General features: G+C 32.2%; 13 protein-coding genes and 2 pseudogenes. 9 read left to right on the forward strand and 6 right to left on the reverse strand.

The window, feature by feature from the left end; translation table 11 throughout:
• Positions 1-87: 87 nt before the first annotated feature.
• Together CEF18_RS00110 and CEF18_RS00115 are read right to left on the reverse strand one after the other, a co-directional pair.
• Positions 88-354 carry a hypothetical protein gene (locus CEF18_RS00110; RefSeq protein WP_110934586.1) on the reverse strand — a complete coding sequence of 89 codons (267 nt, stop codon included), beginning with the start codon at positions 352-354 and terminating at the stop codon, positions 88-90.
• Between the two features lie 293 nt (positions 355-647).
• Entirely contained in the window at positions 648-2177 is a 1530-nt protein-coding gene (locus CEF18_RS00115; protein ID WP_110934587.1) for a PIN domain-containing protein, read from the reverse strand.
• Positions 2178-2553: 376 nt separating this feature from the next.
• Between CEF18_RS00115 and CEF18_RS00120 the strand changes: the two genes are divergently transcribed.
• A complete protein-coding gene (locus CEF18_RS00120; RefSeq protein WP_110934588.1) occupies positions 2554-3141 on the forward strand; it encodes a recombinase family protein in 588 nt (195 codons plus the stop codon).
• A gap of 52 nt (positions 3142-3193) precedes the next feature.
• Here the strand turns inward: CEF18_RS00120 and CEF18_RS00125 are convergent, their stop codons facing one another.
• Genes CEF18_RS00125 through CEF18_RS00135 form a run of 3 tightly spaced genes read right to left on the reverse strand, consistent with a single transcriptional unit; the run spans position 3194 to position 5629 of the window.
• Positions 3194-3886 (reverse strand): metal-dependent hydrolase, encoded by a 693-nt coding sequence (locus tag CEF18_RS00125; protein ID WP_110934589.1) that lies wholly within the window; start codon positions 3884-3886, stop codon positions 3194-3196.
• 13 nt (positions 3887-3899) lie between these two features.
• Positions 3900-5174, reverse strand: coding sequence for an ABC transporter substrate-binding protein (locus CEF18_RS00130; RefSeq protein WP_110934590.1), 1275 nt, complete (start codon positions 5172-5174; stop codon positions 3900-3902).
• A 59-nt stretch (positions 5175-5233) separates the two neighbouring features.
• Positions 5234-5629, reverse strand: coding sequence for a hypothetical protein (locus CEF18_RS00135; protein WP_110934591.1), 396 nt, complete (start codon positions 5627-5629; stop codon positions 5234-5236).
• A gap of 260 nt (positions 5630-5889) precedes the next feature.
• Between CEF18_RS00135 and CEF18_RS27085 the strand changes: the two are divergent.
• Positions 5890-5976: pseudogene (locus CEF18_RS27085) on the forward strand (recombinase family protein); the annotation flags it as partial.
• Between the two features lie 5 nt (positions 5977-5981).
• Here CEF18_RS27085 and istA read toward each other — a convergent pair.
• Positions 5982-7237: pseudogene (gene istA, locus CEF18_RS26275) on the reverse strand (IS21 family transposase); the annotation flags it as partial.
• Between the two features lie 128 nt (positions 7238-7365).
• On the opposite strand from istA, the gene CEF18_RS00150 reads away from it, so the two are divergent.
• From CEF18_RS00150 to CEF18_RS00180, 7 genes are all read left to right on the forward strand, one after another.
• Positions 7366-7593, forward strand: coding sequence for a hypothetical protein (locus tag CEF18_RS00150; protein ID WP_110934594.1), 228 nt, complete (start codon positions 7366-7368; stop codon positions 7591-7593).
• 1211 nt (positions 7594-8804) lie between these two features.
• Positions 8805-10115 carry an ABC transporter substrate-binding protein gene (locus CEF18_RS00155; RefSeq protein WP_110934595.1) on the forward strand — a complete coding sequence of 437 codons (1311 nt, stop codon included), beginning with the start codon at positions 8805-8807 and terminating at the stop codon, positions 10113-10115.
• Between the two features lie 134 nt (positions 10116-10249).
• Positions 10250-11206, forward strand: coding sequence for a carbohydrate ABC transporter permease (locus CEF18_RS00160; RefSeq protein WP_110934596.1), 957 nt, complete (start codon positions 10250-10252; stop codon positions 11204-11206).
• Between the two features lie 2 nt (positions 11207-11208).
• Positions 11209-12048 (forward strand): carbohydrate ABC transporter permease, encoded by an 840-nt coding sequence (locus tag CEF18_RS00165; RefSeq protein WP_110934597.1) that lies wholly within the window; start codon positions 11209-11211, stop codon positions 12046-12048.
• A gap of 64 nt (positions 12049-12112) precedes the next feature.
• On the forward strand, positions 12113-12736 hold the full coding sequence (locus CEF18_RS00170; RefSeq protein WP_110934598.1) for a YesL family protein: 624 nt from the start codon (positions 12113-12115) through the stop codon (positions 12734-12736).
• A gap of 129 nt (positions 12737-12865) precedes the next feature.
• Positions 12866-14638 (forward strand): cache domain-containing sensor histidine kinase, encoded by a 1773-nt coding sequence (locus CEF18_RS00175; protein WP_223292192.1) that lies wholly within the window; start codon positions 12866-12868, stop codon positions 14636-14638.
• Positions 14613-15416, forward strand: coding sequence for a response regulator transcription factor (locus CEF18_RS00180; RefSeq protein ID WP_110934599.1), 804 nt, complete (start codon positions 14613-14615; stop codon positions 15414-15416). Before CEF18_RS00175 ends, CEF18_RS00180 begins: the two co-directional genes overlap by 26 nt.
• Positions 15417-15470 lie beyond the last annotated feature (54 nt).

Consider the following 15470-nt stretch of genomic DNA (forward strand, 5'->3'; position numbering starts at 1 on the left):
TATCGCCCTTTTACTTCTTGTTCAACAAACGCGTCCCTTTAGTTGAGGATTGTGAAAAGTACCTCATCGTGAGAGGCCTTTGCTCAATTATAGATAACCTTTAGATTTTAACTCGTGAAATTTCGAGTCATTAATTAAAATATCCTTATTAAGTACAGCATTAGGAACCTTAGGTATCGATACCAGCTCATTATACAGAAAAATATCGAGTCCATTTAGGAAATCCTGTTCATCAAATCCTGCCATTATAGCTTCATTTATAATTTCATTTTTAATACCAATGCGTTCCTCGAATAGCTTTTTACAAATGAACACTTTTAAATCGGCATCCATATCCTTTAATTGCTCTATCATTAACTTCCCTCCTTCCCACTATACCTATAATATAGCAGTTAGTCAGGATAAATTATTGAATTATCGGAATTTTCATTAAAAAATGTTATTTAACAAGCAGACACTTATAGTTGAACAAAGAAAAGCATCTACGCTATTGCAGAAACGCACCAATAAGTGAGATAATGTTTGTACTAAAAAGGCGATTAAAGGATTGCGTCCGTTTTATTTATTACAAATAGAAGATAAAATAAAGACCTTAAAAACTGCACCCTTTGTTAAACTAATATTTACTACCTAACGAATCTAAAGGTTTACTCCTCTAAAACAATACCTAGAGTTTCCATTATCCTTTTTAAAACCTTCTTGTTCTCAACAATTTTACTTATAATTCCATTTTTAATGCATTCGATTTCTTTAATGACGTCTTCAATATATACATCTATATTTTCTTCTAACCCATCACCAACATTACCATTTTCATCAAATTCTAGAAACCCATAATTTAACGTGATTGTGCCCTCTTCGATTTTTTGATTATCCCTGTATACTGGTAAGAATATCGAGTCTGATTCACCATTACGAGGGATCAAATCACCATTTAAATCGATTCTATATTGAGTTCCATTAAAATCTTTAATCTCAGCTAAAGTAGTATTCATCTCAAAATAGTCTTGGTATTTAATCATACCATCTATTCCTATTTCATCATTGTTAAAACAGAGTTCGTGAACAAGCGAAAAAATTTCATTTACAAGATCAGCTATATCTTTGCATCCTTCTATATCAAGTTCTAATAATGGTTTTTGGTCGTTAAAATTAGATATTAACTCCAAAACTTCTTCAAAATCTCTACTACCTAATTCATCATCTAGTAAGGAATAGAGTTCCGAATAATTCTCATACTCAACTGCAAACTCTACCTGGAACTGTTCAAGTTTACCTATCAAATTCTGGATTTCATCTAATTCAGCTATTGTCTCATCATAATCTGCTGATAATGAAGATAAACCTCCTGCTTCTCTTCTCATTTCAATTTCATAATCTTTGCTCTCTTGGATTTGAATTTCTTTTTCCCATTTTTCTTCTGCCTTTAATTCTTCAATAAGTCCAACGTGCTCCGTTTCATCTTTAAAATCCTCTAATAATGCTTTCGTAAATAGTAATTTATAATGAATCTGATTACTAATTTCTTTTAATTCTAAGCTTAACTTAATATCCTTATGTAATAAGCTTCTATCCTCTTTTTCAGAAAAATCGCTGGTATTTCTTGATATAAAATATATTGCGTCATCAGTATTAAAAGTCATTAAATCCTGAATGTTAATCAATGTTTCAACAATAATTGAGTCAGCCATTGAGTCCTTATCTTTTCCATAATGAAAAGGGCGTAACTTATGAATTTTACGTTGAGTAGCTTTAAATACTATTTCTTCTGTCTCATCAATAATAATTGTATTAACATGGTTGAAAAGTTCATTAAACAAATTTTTTGAGTTTTCCTTATATTTATTTTTGTTATTTTTAAACTCATCGTTTAAATCATTTATACCCTTCTTTACGGGTTTAAGTTTTTCATTGAATTGTTCTATCTCCTCATTATTGTTTACCCAATAAAGATTATTGATAGTACCCTTAACCCCCTTGATTGCTTGTCCTATTTTATCAATTTCATTATCAAGGTGTCTAAATACTTCTGTTATTACAATCTTAGGAGCAATAACTCTGATTTCTCCATAATCCAATAGTTTTATCAAGTGATTGTATGACTCAGGATTATGGTCTTGGTTTCTAGCTACAACCATATCAATATAAATATTTGTATCAATCATTAAATACTTCATATGTAGTCCTCCAATATTATAGATACTAATAGTATACTAGTTAAATTAATATTAGTCCTCTAAATAATGGAAACTGGAAACATCCACATTAGATATTCTACAATCAGAGAGTTATATATAGTATCCGTTCCGAAACATTGATATGGTGTATCCTTTATATTGTTTCCATGTAACCAAAGATAAGCGGTTAAGAACTTGATTTGGAGACTCTGTGGGCATGAGCTATTTAACGGAATAACGTGACTGGGGTTTTATATTATTATGATGAAACAAGTGACTCATTAGAGTAAACCCTATTGATACAAAAAAGAGTCATTGATATAATTGGTTTATAAACGTGTCATATACATGATTCAAAAAGGTGAGTGAGTTTATTATGAAATATGGTTATGCAAGAGTCTCTTCTATCGGCCAAAACTTAACAACGCAAATCAATACACTTAAACAGCAAGGGTGCGAGAAAATATTTCAGGAGAAAGTGAGTGGCAAGAATAAAAATGATCGGCAATCATTTAATGAGCTCCTGGAGACGGTAAAAGAAAATGATTCCATTGTTGTGACAAAATTAGATAGGTTTGCCAGAAGTACAAAAGATGCACTAACCACTATTGATACTTTGAATGATCGAGGGGTAGGATTAGTGATATTAAATATGGGTGGAGATAAAGTTGATACGAATACCGGTATCGGAAAACTTATGATAACGGTATTAAGTGGAATAGCTGAGTTTGAGGTGGATATGATAAAAGAGCGACAACTTGAAGGGATACAATTAGCGAAGCAAAGAGGAGTATATAAAGGGAGACCAAAAAAGTATACAGAAAATAATGAGGGATTGCAGCACGCTCTTAATTTATTCAACGATCGTGATAAAAACGGTATGACTGTTAAAAAAATAGAAAAGATTACGAATATAAGTAAAGCGACTATTTATCGAGCAGTAAGAGGGGGGGGAATACAATAACACTTTTTATCCCTATGTTTCAAAGACATTCTCACAATAAAAAAAGAGAGAATTAATTCTCTCTTTTTGTCTGGACTTGTATATTGGTAGTATTAATAGATGATTCTCCTGTAATTATTGTTTTTTCTGTTCTAACTTGGAATCCCCAACCAAAGTTGTCATTAGGATACGTTATAACCATATTAATACCTTCACTTTTATACTCTTCATTTAAACTATGTTCTAAGTGTATCTTTGAAACGGTTAAAATACTAAAAAGTAAAAGTAATACCGATAATGAAGCGATTCCTATGCTTTTACTTTTTTTATTAAAAAAGACAAAGACTAAAGAAAGCACAAGAAACAGTATAATAAAAAAGTTAAGTTTCATTATTAAAGAAAATTCAAATTCCTCTCTTACAAATGGATAAAATAGACGAACACCATTTCCAATATAATCAATAAATATGTGACCAAATAATATAACTAATGTAAATACGAACCAAGACTTCGTGATTTTAATATTTTTATTTTTTATAGAGTAAAGTAATGCAAAAGTTAATCCTAATATAGGAGCTAACCATAAAGAGTGACCAAAAAGAATACCCATTATTTTTAATATGTCCGGTGAAATAACTACAAAACATGTAAATACAACAAGAAATAATTTTTCTTTAAAGGAATCATTACTATTCACTAATATTAATAAGGCGATAATAGCCCCTATTAGAAGATGTGGGAATGAAGCAAATAAATGTAGTAGCATTATATTTATACCTCTATCTAGAATTTTTTCTTAATATCTCTTGAAATTGTATATAAGATTCTTCCGGAGATAACTTCCCTCTGATACTATCATACATTAATGTTACACTCGGAAAACTTATAGCATCCACATAATTCGTATAAGAAAACTTAAGCTTATCCGGATAAAGTGTGTCTAAATTATAATATTTATTATTAATAGTATCTTTAAATTTAGGAGTGATATGGATCGGGAGTTGAGAACTATCATTACTGTATGAACTATTTACAAAATGATCTCTATAAAATAAAGTGATTAATCTATCTGATATTTTAAAATCAGGAGTGTTTTGAGGAATAGTTACTACGCTATCAACCTTTCCGTACAAGGTATCACTTCCAAAGTTGGGGGAGGACACCACTTTATAACGAAAGGATTTAGCCCCTAACAAATTCCCTTGTTCTATCTGTTCAATAACATCGTATAATAAACTAGTGTCTGACCACACCATAGCAATGTTTCCCCTAACAAATTCCCCCCCGTCGTAAACGTTCATGGAATAATCCCTATAATTATTAATAAATGATACCCAAAGATCTTTTAGATTTTCTAAAGAAGAATCATTTAGATAAATTTCCAAAGGAGCTATATATTCTAAAAATTCATTAAAAGCTAAAGGAGGGAAATTACTTCCATAAGTCAATGGTGTCACTGATCCATTAGATTCTTTATTTATCTTTTCGCTTAAATTATATATGTTACTCCAACTTTCATTTTTGGAAGGTTCATTTATATTTAAACGCTCAAAAATATCTTTATTGTAGATTAAGGAATACCCACGAAAATCTATCGGTAAGAAATAAGCCTCTTTTGAACTATTTCCAGGGACACTTTCCGAATAAGTGCCAAGTATATCGTAACTCTCTATTAACGGCTTTATAGAGGAGTGGATGTTTCTCAATAACCCTTCTTTACTTAATGAATATGCTAATCCTTCATTAACACCAACCAATATATGATAGGTGTTATCCTCTAATTTATTTTCTATTCTGTTTATTAATTCTGCCTCATTACGTATTTCATCATTAGTATTGAGTACCACATCAACATTAACTTTGAATCCAGGATATATATCTTCAATATTTTTTCTGTATATTGATTCTCCTTCATTACCCAATTCACGAATCGAAAGGATATTTATTATATTCTCATTATTTGCATTCTTATCAAATCCTGGCTTAAAGAACAAAACCCCTACAAACAGAAACAGGAATAGAAATAAAATTATATATATTAATTTTTTCTTCATAGTCTGTCTCCTTCATGATACTAAAAAAGAGGGAATACAAGAATGTATCTTATCAGATTTTAATAATTGTAAGTTCCGCTAGATGTAATAGCTTCCTTTCCAAACCAACCTGAATCATTCAAGTTATCCATTCTTAGATACGCGTAGGAATCAAAACTTCTAAATGTTCTGTTAAAATCACCTGTGCCAGTTTCTGTGAAGTATGAAATGACGGTATCATTTGCTGGTTCACTACCTTTAGAAACCATAGAATACCTAGCCTTAGTATCTGCGGCATCATCTGAATTTTGATATCCGTCAATACTAGAGTAACCATCAACATTAAAATTGGAATTACTATAAATTAGGTTACTATAAGTACCTTGAAAGTTGTACGATTCAGCAAAAGCGGGTGCTGCATAAATACCTACTAGTAATAAAGATAATGTAGCTACTTTAACAATAAATTTTTTCATATAAATAACCTCCATTTTCAGAATATTCTTGTATTCCCTCGACACAACAATAACAAATAATGACAAAAAGTAAACCTTATTTTTCCTTTTAAGCATTTTAGTACCATTTTTATTGATATTAAATGATTCCAATTGCTCATTTAAAGATTTAAATACTTTCTGATTATTGAACAAAAATAAATACCACTGTTCAACTATCCTGCGGTGTTGTATATTGCTTCACAAATTGCCATATATCATGGGAGTGGCTGTGTACCCCAGAAACTGTAAAAGAAAATGATTCCATTGTTGTGACCAAATTAGATAGGTTTGCCAGAAGTACAAAAGATGCTCTAGCAACTATTGATACTCCTTTCTCTTTTCCTATATAATAATCAGTGTATAATTTTTTAACTTTTGATGGTGCTTGTCTCAAACATTCACTTTGAGCTATGGCACCCTTTTTCTTTTTGAACGTATCTAAATAATGGTAGATATTCATTTCCCATTGATGTATGCCCCAATTACGTCGGTGTTTAGCTACTAGGTCCCCCTTAATAAATAACTTAATCGTTTCCGCGCCTACTTTTGTTTTTATATACGTTCCTACATACCCTTCGGGCACAGAATAATGATTTTGGTTAATCACTACTGTGCTGTATTTATCTATTCGGCATTCAATTAATTCTGCTGAGTCAAAGGGCATCATAGTCACTTGTTTTGCTTTACGCTTCTCTAATTTCAAGAGATCTATATGCTTTTCTTTATGTTCATGATGGTGTCGTTCATTTAACTTTATTAATGTATGGAGAAGATGGGTTTGAGCTTCTTCTAAGCTGCTGAAAGAATGCTGCGATGAAAATGCCTTTCTCCTGATAAACTCAACACTTCGTTCTACGTGACCTTTTTCATTTCCTTTTCTGGCCTCGCATAACCGTATGTTGAATTGATAGTAGTTTGATAGATTTAGCATACTATCTGTGATCGTTTTCTCTGTTCCGATGAATGACTTGACGACGGTTCTCATATTGTCATAGGTGAATACCGAAGGTATAAAATCCACATGCTCTATAAACTTTGTATGGACATCTAACACACAAATCTGTGACTCCGATGGATAGATTCTGGCGAATCGGTAGTTACTATGAGGTAAAGTAAAAACAGCGAGCGAATAAGGCTTTGTTTGCTATTAATCTCAAGTTTCACCTCACCCCAATCAAACTCCACCTCGTGCGCAGGCTCGCAATATCTACGAATATACACTTCCTTTGTTTTAGAAACTTCTTGGTTTATAAAATTCCGAACAGTTGTATAACTAATTGAATATCCAGCATCAAGTAATTTCTCATGCATGTCTATTATTTTCATCTGTTGTTTTTTCATATAGTGATTTCTTTTCCACTCATTGTCTTTTATATATTGACGTAAGATGTTTTTGATCGGTTCAGTCAATACTTTCTTTTTACCGATTCTTTTTTTATACATGGGTGGTTTAATAATACTTTCAGGAATAGGTAGCTCACGCACATCATCTTCCTTACTTTTCTCAAATTCTCTAATATATTTGCCGACTGTGTTTCTAGACTTTTTCGTTAATTTAGCAATACTTCGCTGACTTTTCCCTTCCATTTAATTACCATGTTATAAAATATGAGCTATTTTCGGAGAGGATTATCGAAAACGAGGAACGATTTGATGTCTATATTGAGAATTTTGAACGATTAAGATTAATCCATACAAATTTAGATATTATATTATTGAAATATGTAACAGATTCAAATCAAGACAATAGAAAAGGGGGAGTAACAAATATTGATGAAACAGAAGTAGGTTATTTTAGTGGGTATGAAAAATCTTTAGAAAAAATATCTTCTCAAAAGCTAGCAGATCTTACTGACCAACTTAATGAAGAAACAGAGGAGGTTAGCTTTACCCACTTTGGACTTGCTTTTATGTCGTCATGCAAAGACGTAAGTAACGGTTAACTAACATAGTAGTGTAAACGCATTATATAAAGACCAGTAGCTCAAATTGATTAATAACTGCTTTAATACATGAAAAGAATGCAGAAAACCCTTATCAATTATGGGCGGCATGATGTAGGCATTTATTGTAAAAATTTTTAAAACGCTTATCACTTATGTAATTATAGTAATGAAGCATTCACACTTAACGATGTAACAACTTTATTTGACCACACACTTACTCTCACTTGTGCACATTTTTGTGCACAGACTTATTTTTCTAAGTTAAACTTATTTAACTCATTTGTTTTTAGAACGCTCAATAACGTTGATTTGCCAGACTTCCTTTAACGTATTTAATTTGGTTGAACGCCGTTTATTTCACCGATTCCATCTGGCAGACAAGGGGTCAGGGGTTCGAGCCCCCTTGGCTCCACCATACATATGTTATTAACGACTTTATTTCTCGTCTAACCGAGGAGTATAGTCGTTTTTTTGCGTGTTTATATTTTTCACTCATACGAAGATAGCACATTACTAACTTTTTTGAGTTGAAAATTTACAGCGATGTAGGAATTGATTATACAGCTCTAGTTCCATTTAATTTATTTAAGAGCAAGAGATAAGCACAGATAATCGGTTGCTTCTTGTTATTATTTTTAGATTATTTACTTAAATTGTATGCAGGAGGTTAATTATGAAGGTACAAAAGATAACAATTGAATTTTAATATAAAATTAACTTGCCACGTCTTCAAATGATCTACAATGGACAATTAAAAGGTCTTTGTCATCCTCATACTAAGAATTGGATGGTTACTTAAATCGATACAATGAGTCTCTTCTTACGATTTTGAACTGTCTTAATCACAATGGGATAACCCTATTAACGTTCCATCTTAGCAAAAATGAAATTTCTATTGTAGTAATCATCACTTAATCGTCCTATTACTTGATTCTGAACTTTTGTGATCTTCTAAAGCTTGAATTACATCTTCATTTACAACAATTTTTCAACTTGATTTTCCAAAAGATAGAAGAGAAATAGAAGTGAGAAAAGATTTATATACGGATAAATCAGACTTCATAATACAAAATTTTAGGTGAAATCCTATAATCGAAATGTAAACCCTAATTTTTGAACAGTATCTACTTGTTTCTATCTTCTTTGCTATGTAAATGTATGTTATTCTTCAAATGTAAGCGATATCATAAAATATGGGAGGGAACAAAATGAACAGAATAAGCATTATATTTTTAGGATTTATCATGGTTTTATTTTTGGCAGCGTGTAACAGCAATAATACTTCTACAGGTAGTTCCGACGATGGATTATCTGTAAACGAAACAAATGGAGATAATGGTGAGGAACAGATTACGTTAAGAATGGCTTGGTGGGGTGAACAAACAAGACATGAATATACTAACAAAGTCATTGAAATGTATGAAGAACAGCATCCGAACATTAATATTGAACCAGAATATGCAAGTTGGGATGATTACTGGAAGAAACTTGCACCACAAGCAGCAGCTAACGAGTTACCAGATATAATTCAAATGGATTTAATTTACTTAACTCAATATGCAAAAAATAAACAACTAACGGATTTAACACCTTATATTGGAAATGAACTTAATGTAGATAACATAGCTGATAATGTTGTGTCAGGTGGAGAATTGAACGATAGTTTATATGGTTTTAACTTAGGGACAGTTGCAATGAGTTGGGATTATGATCCAGCAATATTAGAAGAAATTGGTGTTAATTCTATCCCTGAGAATTGGACGTGGGACGATTATATGGATATTGCTAAAAAAGCAAAGGATGCTGGATATTATATAGACGGTGGCTTGTGGGAAGATCCATTTAGATATTATCTTCGTTCAAAAGGAGAGAGGCTTTTTGCGGAAGATGGTAAGGGCTTAGGTTACAGTGATGATCAATTATTTGTTGATTATTGGACGATGGCTAAAGAATTAGTAGATATGGGAGCTGTACAATCACCTGATGAATTAGCTCAACAGTCAGGTCCGGAAGATAGTGCTCAGGCTAAAGGGGAAGCAGCAGGTGTTTTTGAATGGGCCACTATGTTTATTGGTACTCAAAAGGTGGTCGATAGGCCGATGGAACTGAGTCCTCCACCAGGACCAAATGTTGATAAAGGGTTATATCTAAAACCGAGTATGTTTTTTTCAGTATCTGAAAATTCAGAACACAAGAAAGCAGCTGCAGAATTTATTGATTTCTTTGTGAACGATATTGAAGCTAACAAATTAATTCTTGGTGATCGAGGAGTGCCAGCTTCTTCTAAAGTGAAAGAAGCTCTGATGGATCATGTGTCTGAATCTCAAGGTAAAGTTTTTGAATATATGAGTTGGGTTGAACAAAATAGCTCTACTTTAGGGGCTCCTGACCCTGAGAAATCAGGACAAGTTATTGAGTCATTAGTTAATATAGCAGATCAGATTAAGTATGGAGAAATTACTCCAACTGAGGGAGCTGAAACTTTCAGGAATCAAGCAGAAAGCATTTTGAAAAATTAAGAAATTCTTAATTTTATCCTTGTTCCTTTAGGGAAGAGAACTTCCTCTACTTCATTACTCCATGTTCTACTTTAGTAGGAGGTTCCTTCCAACTTACTTTTTTATTAGCGACTTCATTGAAAGGGGAGTGAGTTATGAGTTCAAATATAAATAATGAGGTTGTAACACCCTTGAATCTAGGAAAAAGAAAAAATATAAATAATAAGATAAGAGATAATTTATGGGGTTACTTCTTTATAGGTCCTTTTATTATTGGTTTTTTATCTTTCACGATTATTCCAATAATTGCTTCCTTATATTTTTCGTTCACATCGTATGATTTATTTTCGGAACCTAGATGGATTGGATTAGAAAATTACAAGAAAATGTTCACAGATGACCCGAGATATATTCACTCACTAAAAATTACATTTATTTATGTTTTTGGGGGAGTTCCATTACGATTAGCATTTGCCCTTATTGTTGCAATGTTATTAAATGTAGCTTCTAGAGCTGTAGGACTATACCGAACATTATACTATTTACCTTCGTTAATTGGGGGAAGTGTTGCCGTTGCAATTATGTGGAGAAACATTTTTGGTGATATTGGGATAATTAACTTGGCAATAACTGGACTTGGATTAGATGCAGTACGTTGGTTTGGTGATCCAACTGCAGCCCTTTGGATGCTAATCTTTTTATCTGTATGGCAATTTGGTTCTTCTATGCTAATATTCCTTGCAGGGCTGAAATCAATACCGAAAAGTTTATATGAAGCTGCAAGTGTTGATGGGGCTAATTTCGTTCAAAAATTTATTAAAATTACATTACCAATGTTAAGTCCAATAATTTTATTTAATACTATAATGCAAGTGATTTCTGCATTTATGACATTTGTACCTGCATTTATTATTTCTAAAGGGACTGGTGGTCCTTTAGATGGAACATTGTTGTATTCTCTTTACTTGTTCAAACAGGCTTTTGAATTCTTTAGTATGGGTTATGCATCGGCTATGGCATGGGTAATGCTAATAATAATTGCTATATTAACATCAATTATCTTTTTAACAGCTAAATACTGGGTTCATTATGAGTCGGAAGGTGGTAGGTAACAATGCTTAAATCAAAATTGAGATATTTTTTATTTCACTTAATCGTTGGAGGTTTTGGAATTCTGTTACTTTACCCGGTTATTTGGCTTTTAATAAGTTCATTTAAGGTAAGTGAAGATATATTTGTTACAGTTGGATCGTTAATCCCAAGTCCGTTTACTTTCGATAATTATACACAGGGATGGGAAGGATTTGGCGGTAATTCATTTGGGGTTTTTATTAAAAACACTTTAATTTTTGTGATATTTATGTTGATAGGGCATCTAATTTCATGTTCATTGATTGCATTTGGTTTTGCTAGGTTGAAATTTTTTGGTAGAGGATTTTGGTTTGCAATAATGATTGCGTCACTTATGTTGCCCTATGAGGTTGTAATGATACCTCAATATGTTATATTTTCAAAACTTGGATGGCTAAATTCATTAGCGCCACTTGTTGTTCCGGCTTATTTTGGACACCCGTTTTTTATCTTCCTATTAGTTCAGTTTATCCGTACAATCCCACGTGAATTGGATGAAGCAGCAATAATTGATGGATGCAGCACTTTTGGTGTTTATAGAAGAATAATTTTGCCATTAATTACACCGGCATTAGCGACAACAGCAATTTTTACATTTTATTGGACATGGGATAACCTGCTGGGACCTGTTTTATATTTAAATAGCCCAAACAAATATACTGTTTCCATGGCTTTAAATATGTTTTTAAGTAATGACTCAGTTTCAAACTGGGGAGCTATGTTTGCAATGTCAATTGTCACATTGATTCCAGTGTTTGGTATTTTCTTTCTATTCCAGAGATATGTGGTAGAGGGAATAAGCACAAGTGGTATAAAGGGTTAAATTTAGTAAAGGGAGTTTCACATTTTTAATTTAGGATGTGAAGATGTAGGGGGAGATAACTAACATGTCTGCATTAAATAAATTTCTAGAATGGGTAACAAAATTGGCATACCTAAATGTTTTATGGCTCTTATTTTCAATTCTGGGATTGCTTATAATAGGATTATTTCCGTCAACTACAGCAACATTTGTCGTTGCTCGTGAATGGGTGACAGGTAAAACTGATATTCCGGTATTTAAAACGTTTTGGGATGCATATAGAAAAGAAATGATTAAGAGTAACATATTAGGCTATCTTCTTATAATAGTCTCTTACATTTTGTATCTTGATTTTTTCTTTATAACAGAATCAATGAATGATTACGTTGTTTTGTTAACTATTCCATATCTAATAGTTTCATTCATAGTTGTTTTAAGTATGCTTTATGTGTTTCCAACCTATGTTTATTACCAAATGAGAATAAGGCAGGTGATAAAGAATTCCTTTTTTATTATGATTATGAATCCGATGCCAACTCTGGTCATGGTTCTTGGCTGTTTTGCTGTGTGTCTTGTTTTATGGAAATTTCAAGGTTTATTTTTGTTTTTTAGTGCTAGCATCTTTGCTGTAATAACAATGTTGCCGGCACATCGTGCATTTACAAATATTAGTAATAAAAAAGTCAAATTCGAGGGCTTTAGGGGGTAATTAAGTAAGCGCTTTCTCTTACTATTATTCGGTACTATATAATGGGTTAATAATTATGATATTATTAGATTCTAACTAAACCATCGTTATAGGTACTTGAATTAGGTGGTATATAAGGGGGAGCTGTTATTGAATAAGCTCAGTTCTTTTTATTCAAAATTAAGAATTAAACATAAAATGTTTCTACTTATTTCATTCATCTTAATGGTGTTTAGCGTCGGCGGGCTCACTATTCTTCAAAATGCTTTTCATGTATATAACCAAGAGATATATCGTCATTCATCACAGTCTTTACGTATTTCTTCAAAGTCAATAGAAAACGAACTAAAAAAAATGGAAATGATATCTTATCAGGTGGTAGCAGATATTTCTATCCAGAAATATTTAGGTGACTTAAAAAGTAATTCTAGTAAGTATCAACAGTTTTTAATGGGAGTGGATATACGGAAGAGATTACTAGATATTGGTGCCCTTGATCAATATGTAGACTCTATACAAGCATACGATCTGGATAATGAAGAATTCGCTTCGGGTAATAAAACAGTAATGGTTAGTAGAGAGCGACTAGATGATATGGCTATGAAAACAGCTACGAAACTCGGAGGGGTAGAATGGTTTGTCCCTTCAAATGAAGATAACTCTCTTATTGTAGGTAGGCAAATTCGTTCCTACTTGAATTTTACATTAAAACCTATAGGTTTGGTATTTGTACGAATTGATATTGAGGATATAATAGAGGATTTCTATGATAATTTAACTCAAAAAGAAACGCAATTAGCTATCTTTGATGAGAATGGCAGACAAGTATATCCGGTAGATACTGAATTACCTTCTTATTTTTTAACTAAGATAGAAGACTCGAAGGGTTATAACATAATAAAAGAAGATGGAAAAGATTACTTTATTACTTATCGACCAGCGCAACATACAAAATGGACTTATATGATTGTTACTCCATATAGTAATCTTTTTGAAACTATCCATTGGGTGAAAATGGGAGTAATTGGACTCTATTTAGTTATGTTTATTGTTTTAGTGTTGATTGGAATGCGTGTTGTTACTGGAATAACCAGACCTATTGAGAGCCTAAATAAAAAGATGTTACGTGTGAAAACTGGAGGTTTTAGATACAGCGATTGCGATAATGATACCTTTTTTATGGATGAAAGTGGTGAAATGCACAGTAATTTTAAAAAGATGATGGATCAGATCAATTTTTTAATTGAAGAAAATTATAGGAAGCAGTTAGTCATAAAGGATACCGAATTTAGAGCTTTACAGGCTCAAATTAACCCCCATTTTTTATATAATACACTTGAAGCAATTAACTGGTCAGCTAAAGCATCTGGGCATGATAGAATTTCAAAAATGGCTGATTCACTCGGTAAAATTTTACAAGCGGCAGTGAATACGAAGGAACCAATGATAGTATTAGAAGAAGAATTATCGATTGTTAATAACTATATAACAATACAAAAGTATCGTTTTCAAGAAAGATTATCCGTCCAAGTAGATATTGACTCTTCTATTAAGAATAATATGGTTCCTAAATTTTCTTTGCAACCAATAGTAGAAAATTCTATAAAGTATGGCCTTCAGAAAAACATAGGAGTATGCAATATAGCTATAGTAGGTCGTAGATTAAAGGATAAAATTGTCATTACTGTAGATGATGATGGACCTGGTATGGATGACGTGTTCCTTAGAAACTTGGAAGAAGGTAATTATAAACCAAAGGGCTCGGGCATAGGTCTTAAAAATATAGATGAACGCATTCGGTTACTATTTGGTGAAGAGTATGGATTAAAGGTACGAAGCAAATTAAATGAGGGGACAAAAGTTATTATCTCATTACCTTATAAAGGTGGGGAAGATCATGTACAAAGTACTACTAGTGGATGATGAAAGAATGATACTTGAAGGAATATCAGCTACAATGGATTGGCCAGAAATGGGGACAGAGTTATTTGGAACTGCAGAAAATGGTGTAGATGCCCTAACTCTTATAGAGGAAGCGAGGCCTGACATCGTTATTACTGATATTACTATGCCTGGATTGGATGGAATACAACTGTTGGAACAGGCCAGCAGACGGTTTCCTAATAAGATGAAGTGGATTCTTCTTTCAGGATATAATGAATTTGACTACGCTCAAAAGTCAATGAGTTTTGGGGTTAAGCATTACCTATTGAAACCATGTAATGAAGACACGCTCTCTAACGCAATTAGTGATATTGTAAAGGAATTAAATGAACAAAAAAATCAAAATTTACTATTACAATCTTTAAAAATACAGGTTGAACAATCTCCTTACAAACATGTAAACTTCCAAAGACATAAAATGCAAGGTAAAAAATACAGTTCAGTAGTAAACCAAATGCATATAATTATCCAAGATAATATAGAAAATCCGTTATTATCATTACAGTGGGTTGCTCAAAATAAACTTTATATGAGGTCTGATTATTTAGGGAAGCTGTTTAAAAAAGAGGAAGGACAAAAATTTTCAACATATGTGACTAAAGCTCGTATAGATAAAGCCATTGAGCTAATTGAACGACAGGAAGATATAAAAGTGTTTGAATTGGCGGAAAGATTAGGGTTTGGAACGAACACGCAATACTTTAGTCAAATTTTTAAAAGAGTTACAGGTTATACCCCTTCGGAACTTATTAATTAAGTATGGAAGGTTTTATAATATATCCGCTTTGTTAATCCATCCATTAAGAGAGAT

Origin of the sequence: Salipaludibacillus neizhouensis (genome assembly GCF_002886185.1) — a bacterium.
Lineage (GTDB): Bacteria > Bacillota > Bacilli > Bacillales > Salisediminibacteriaceae > Salipaludibacillus > Salipaludibacillus neizhouensis.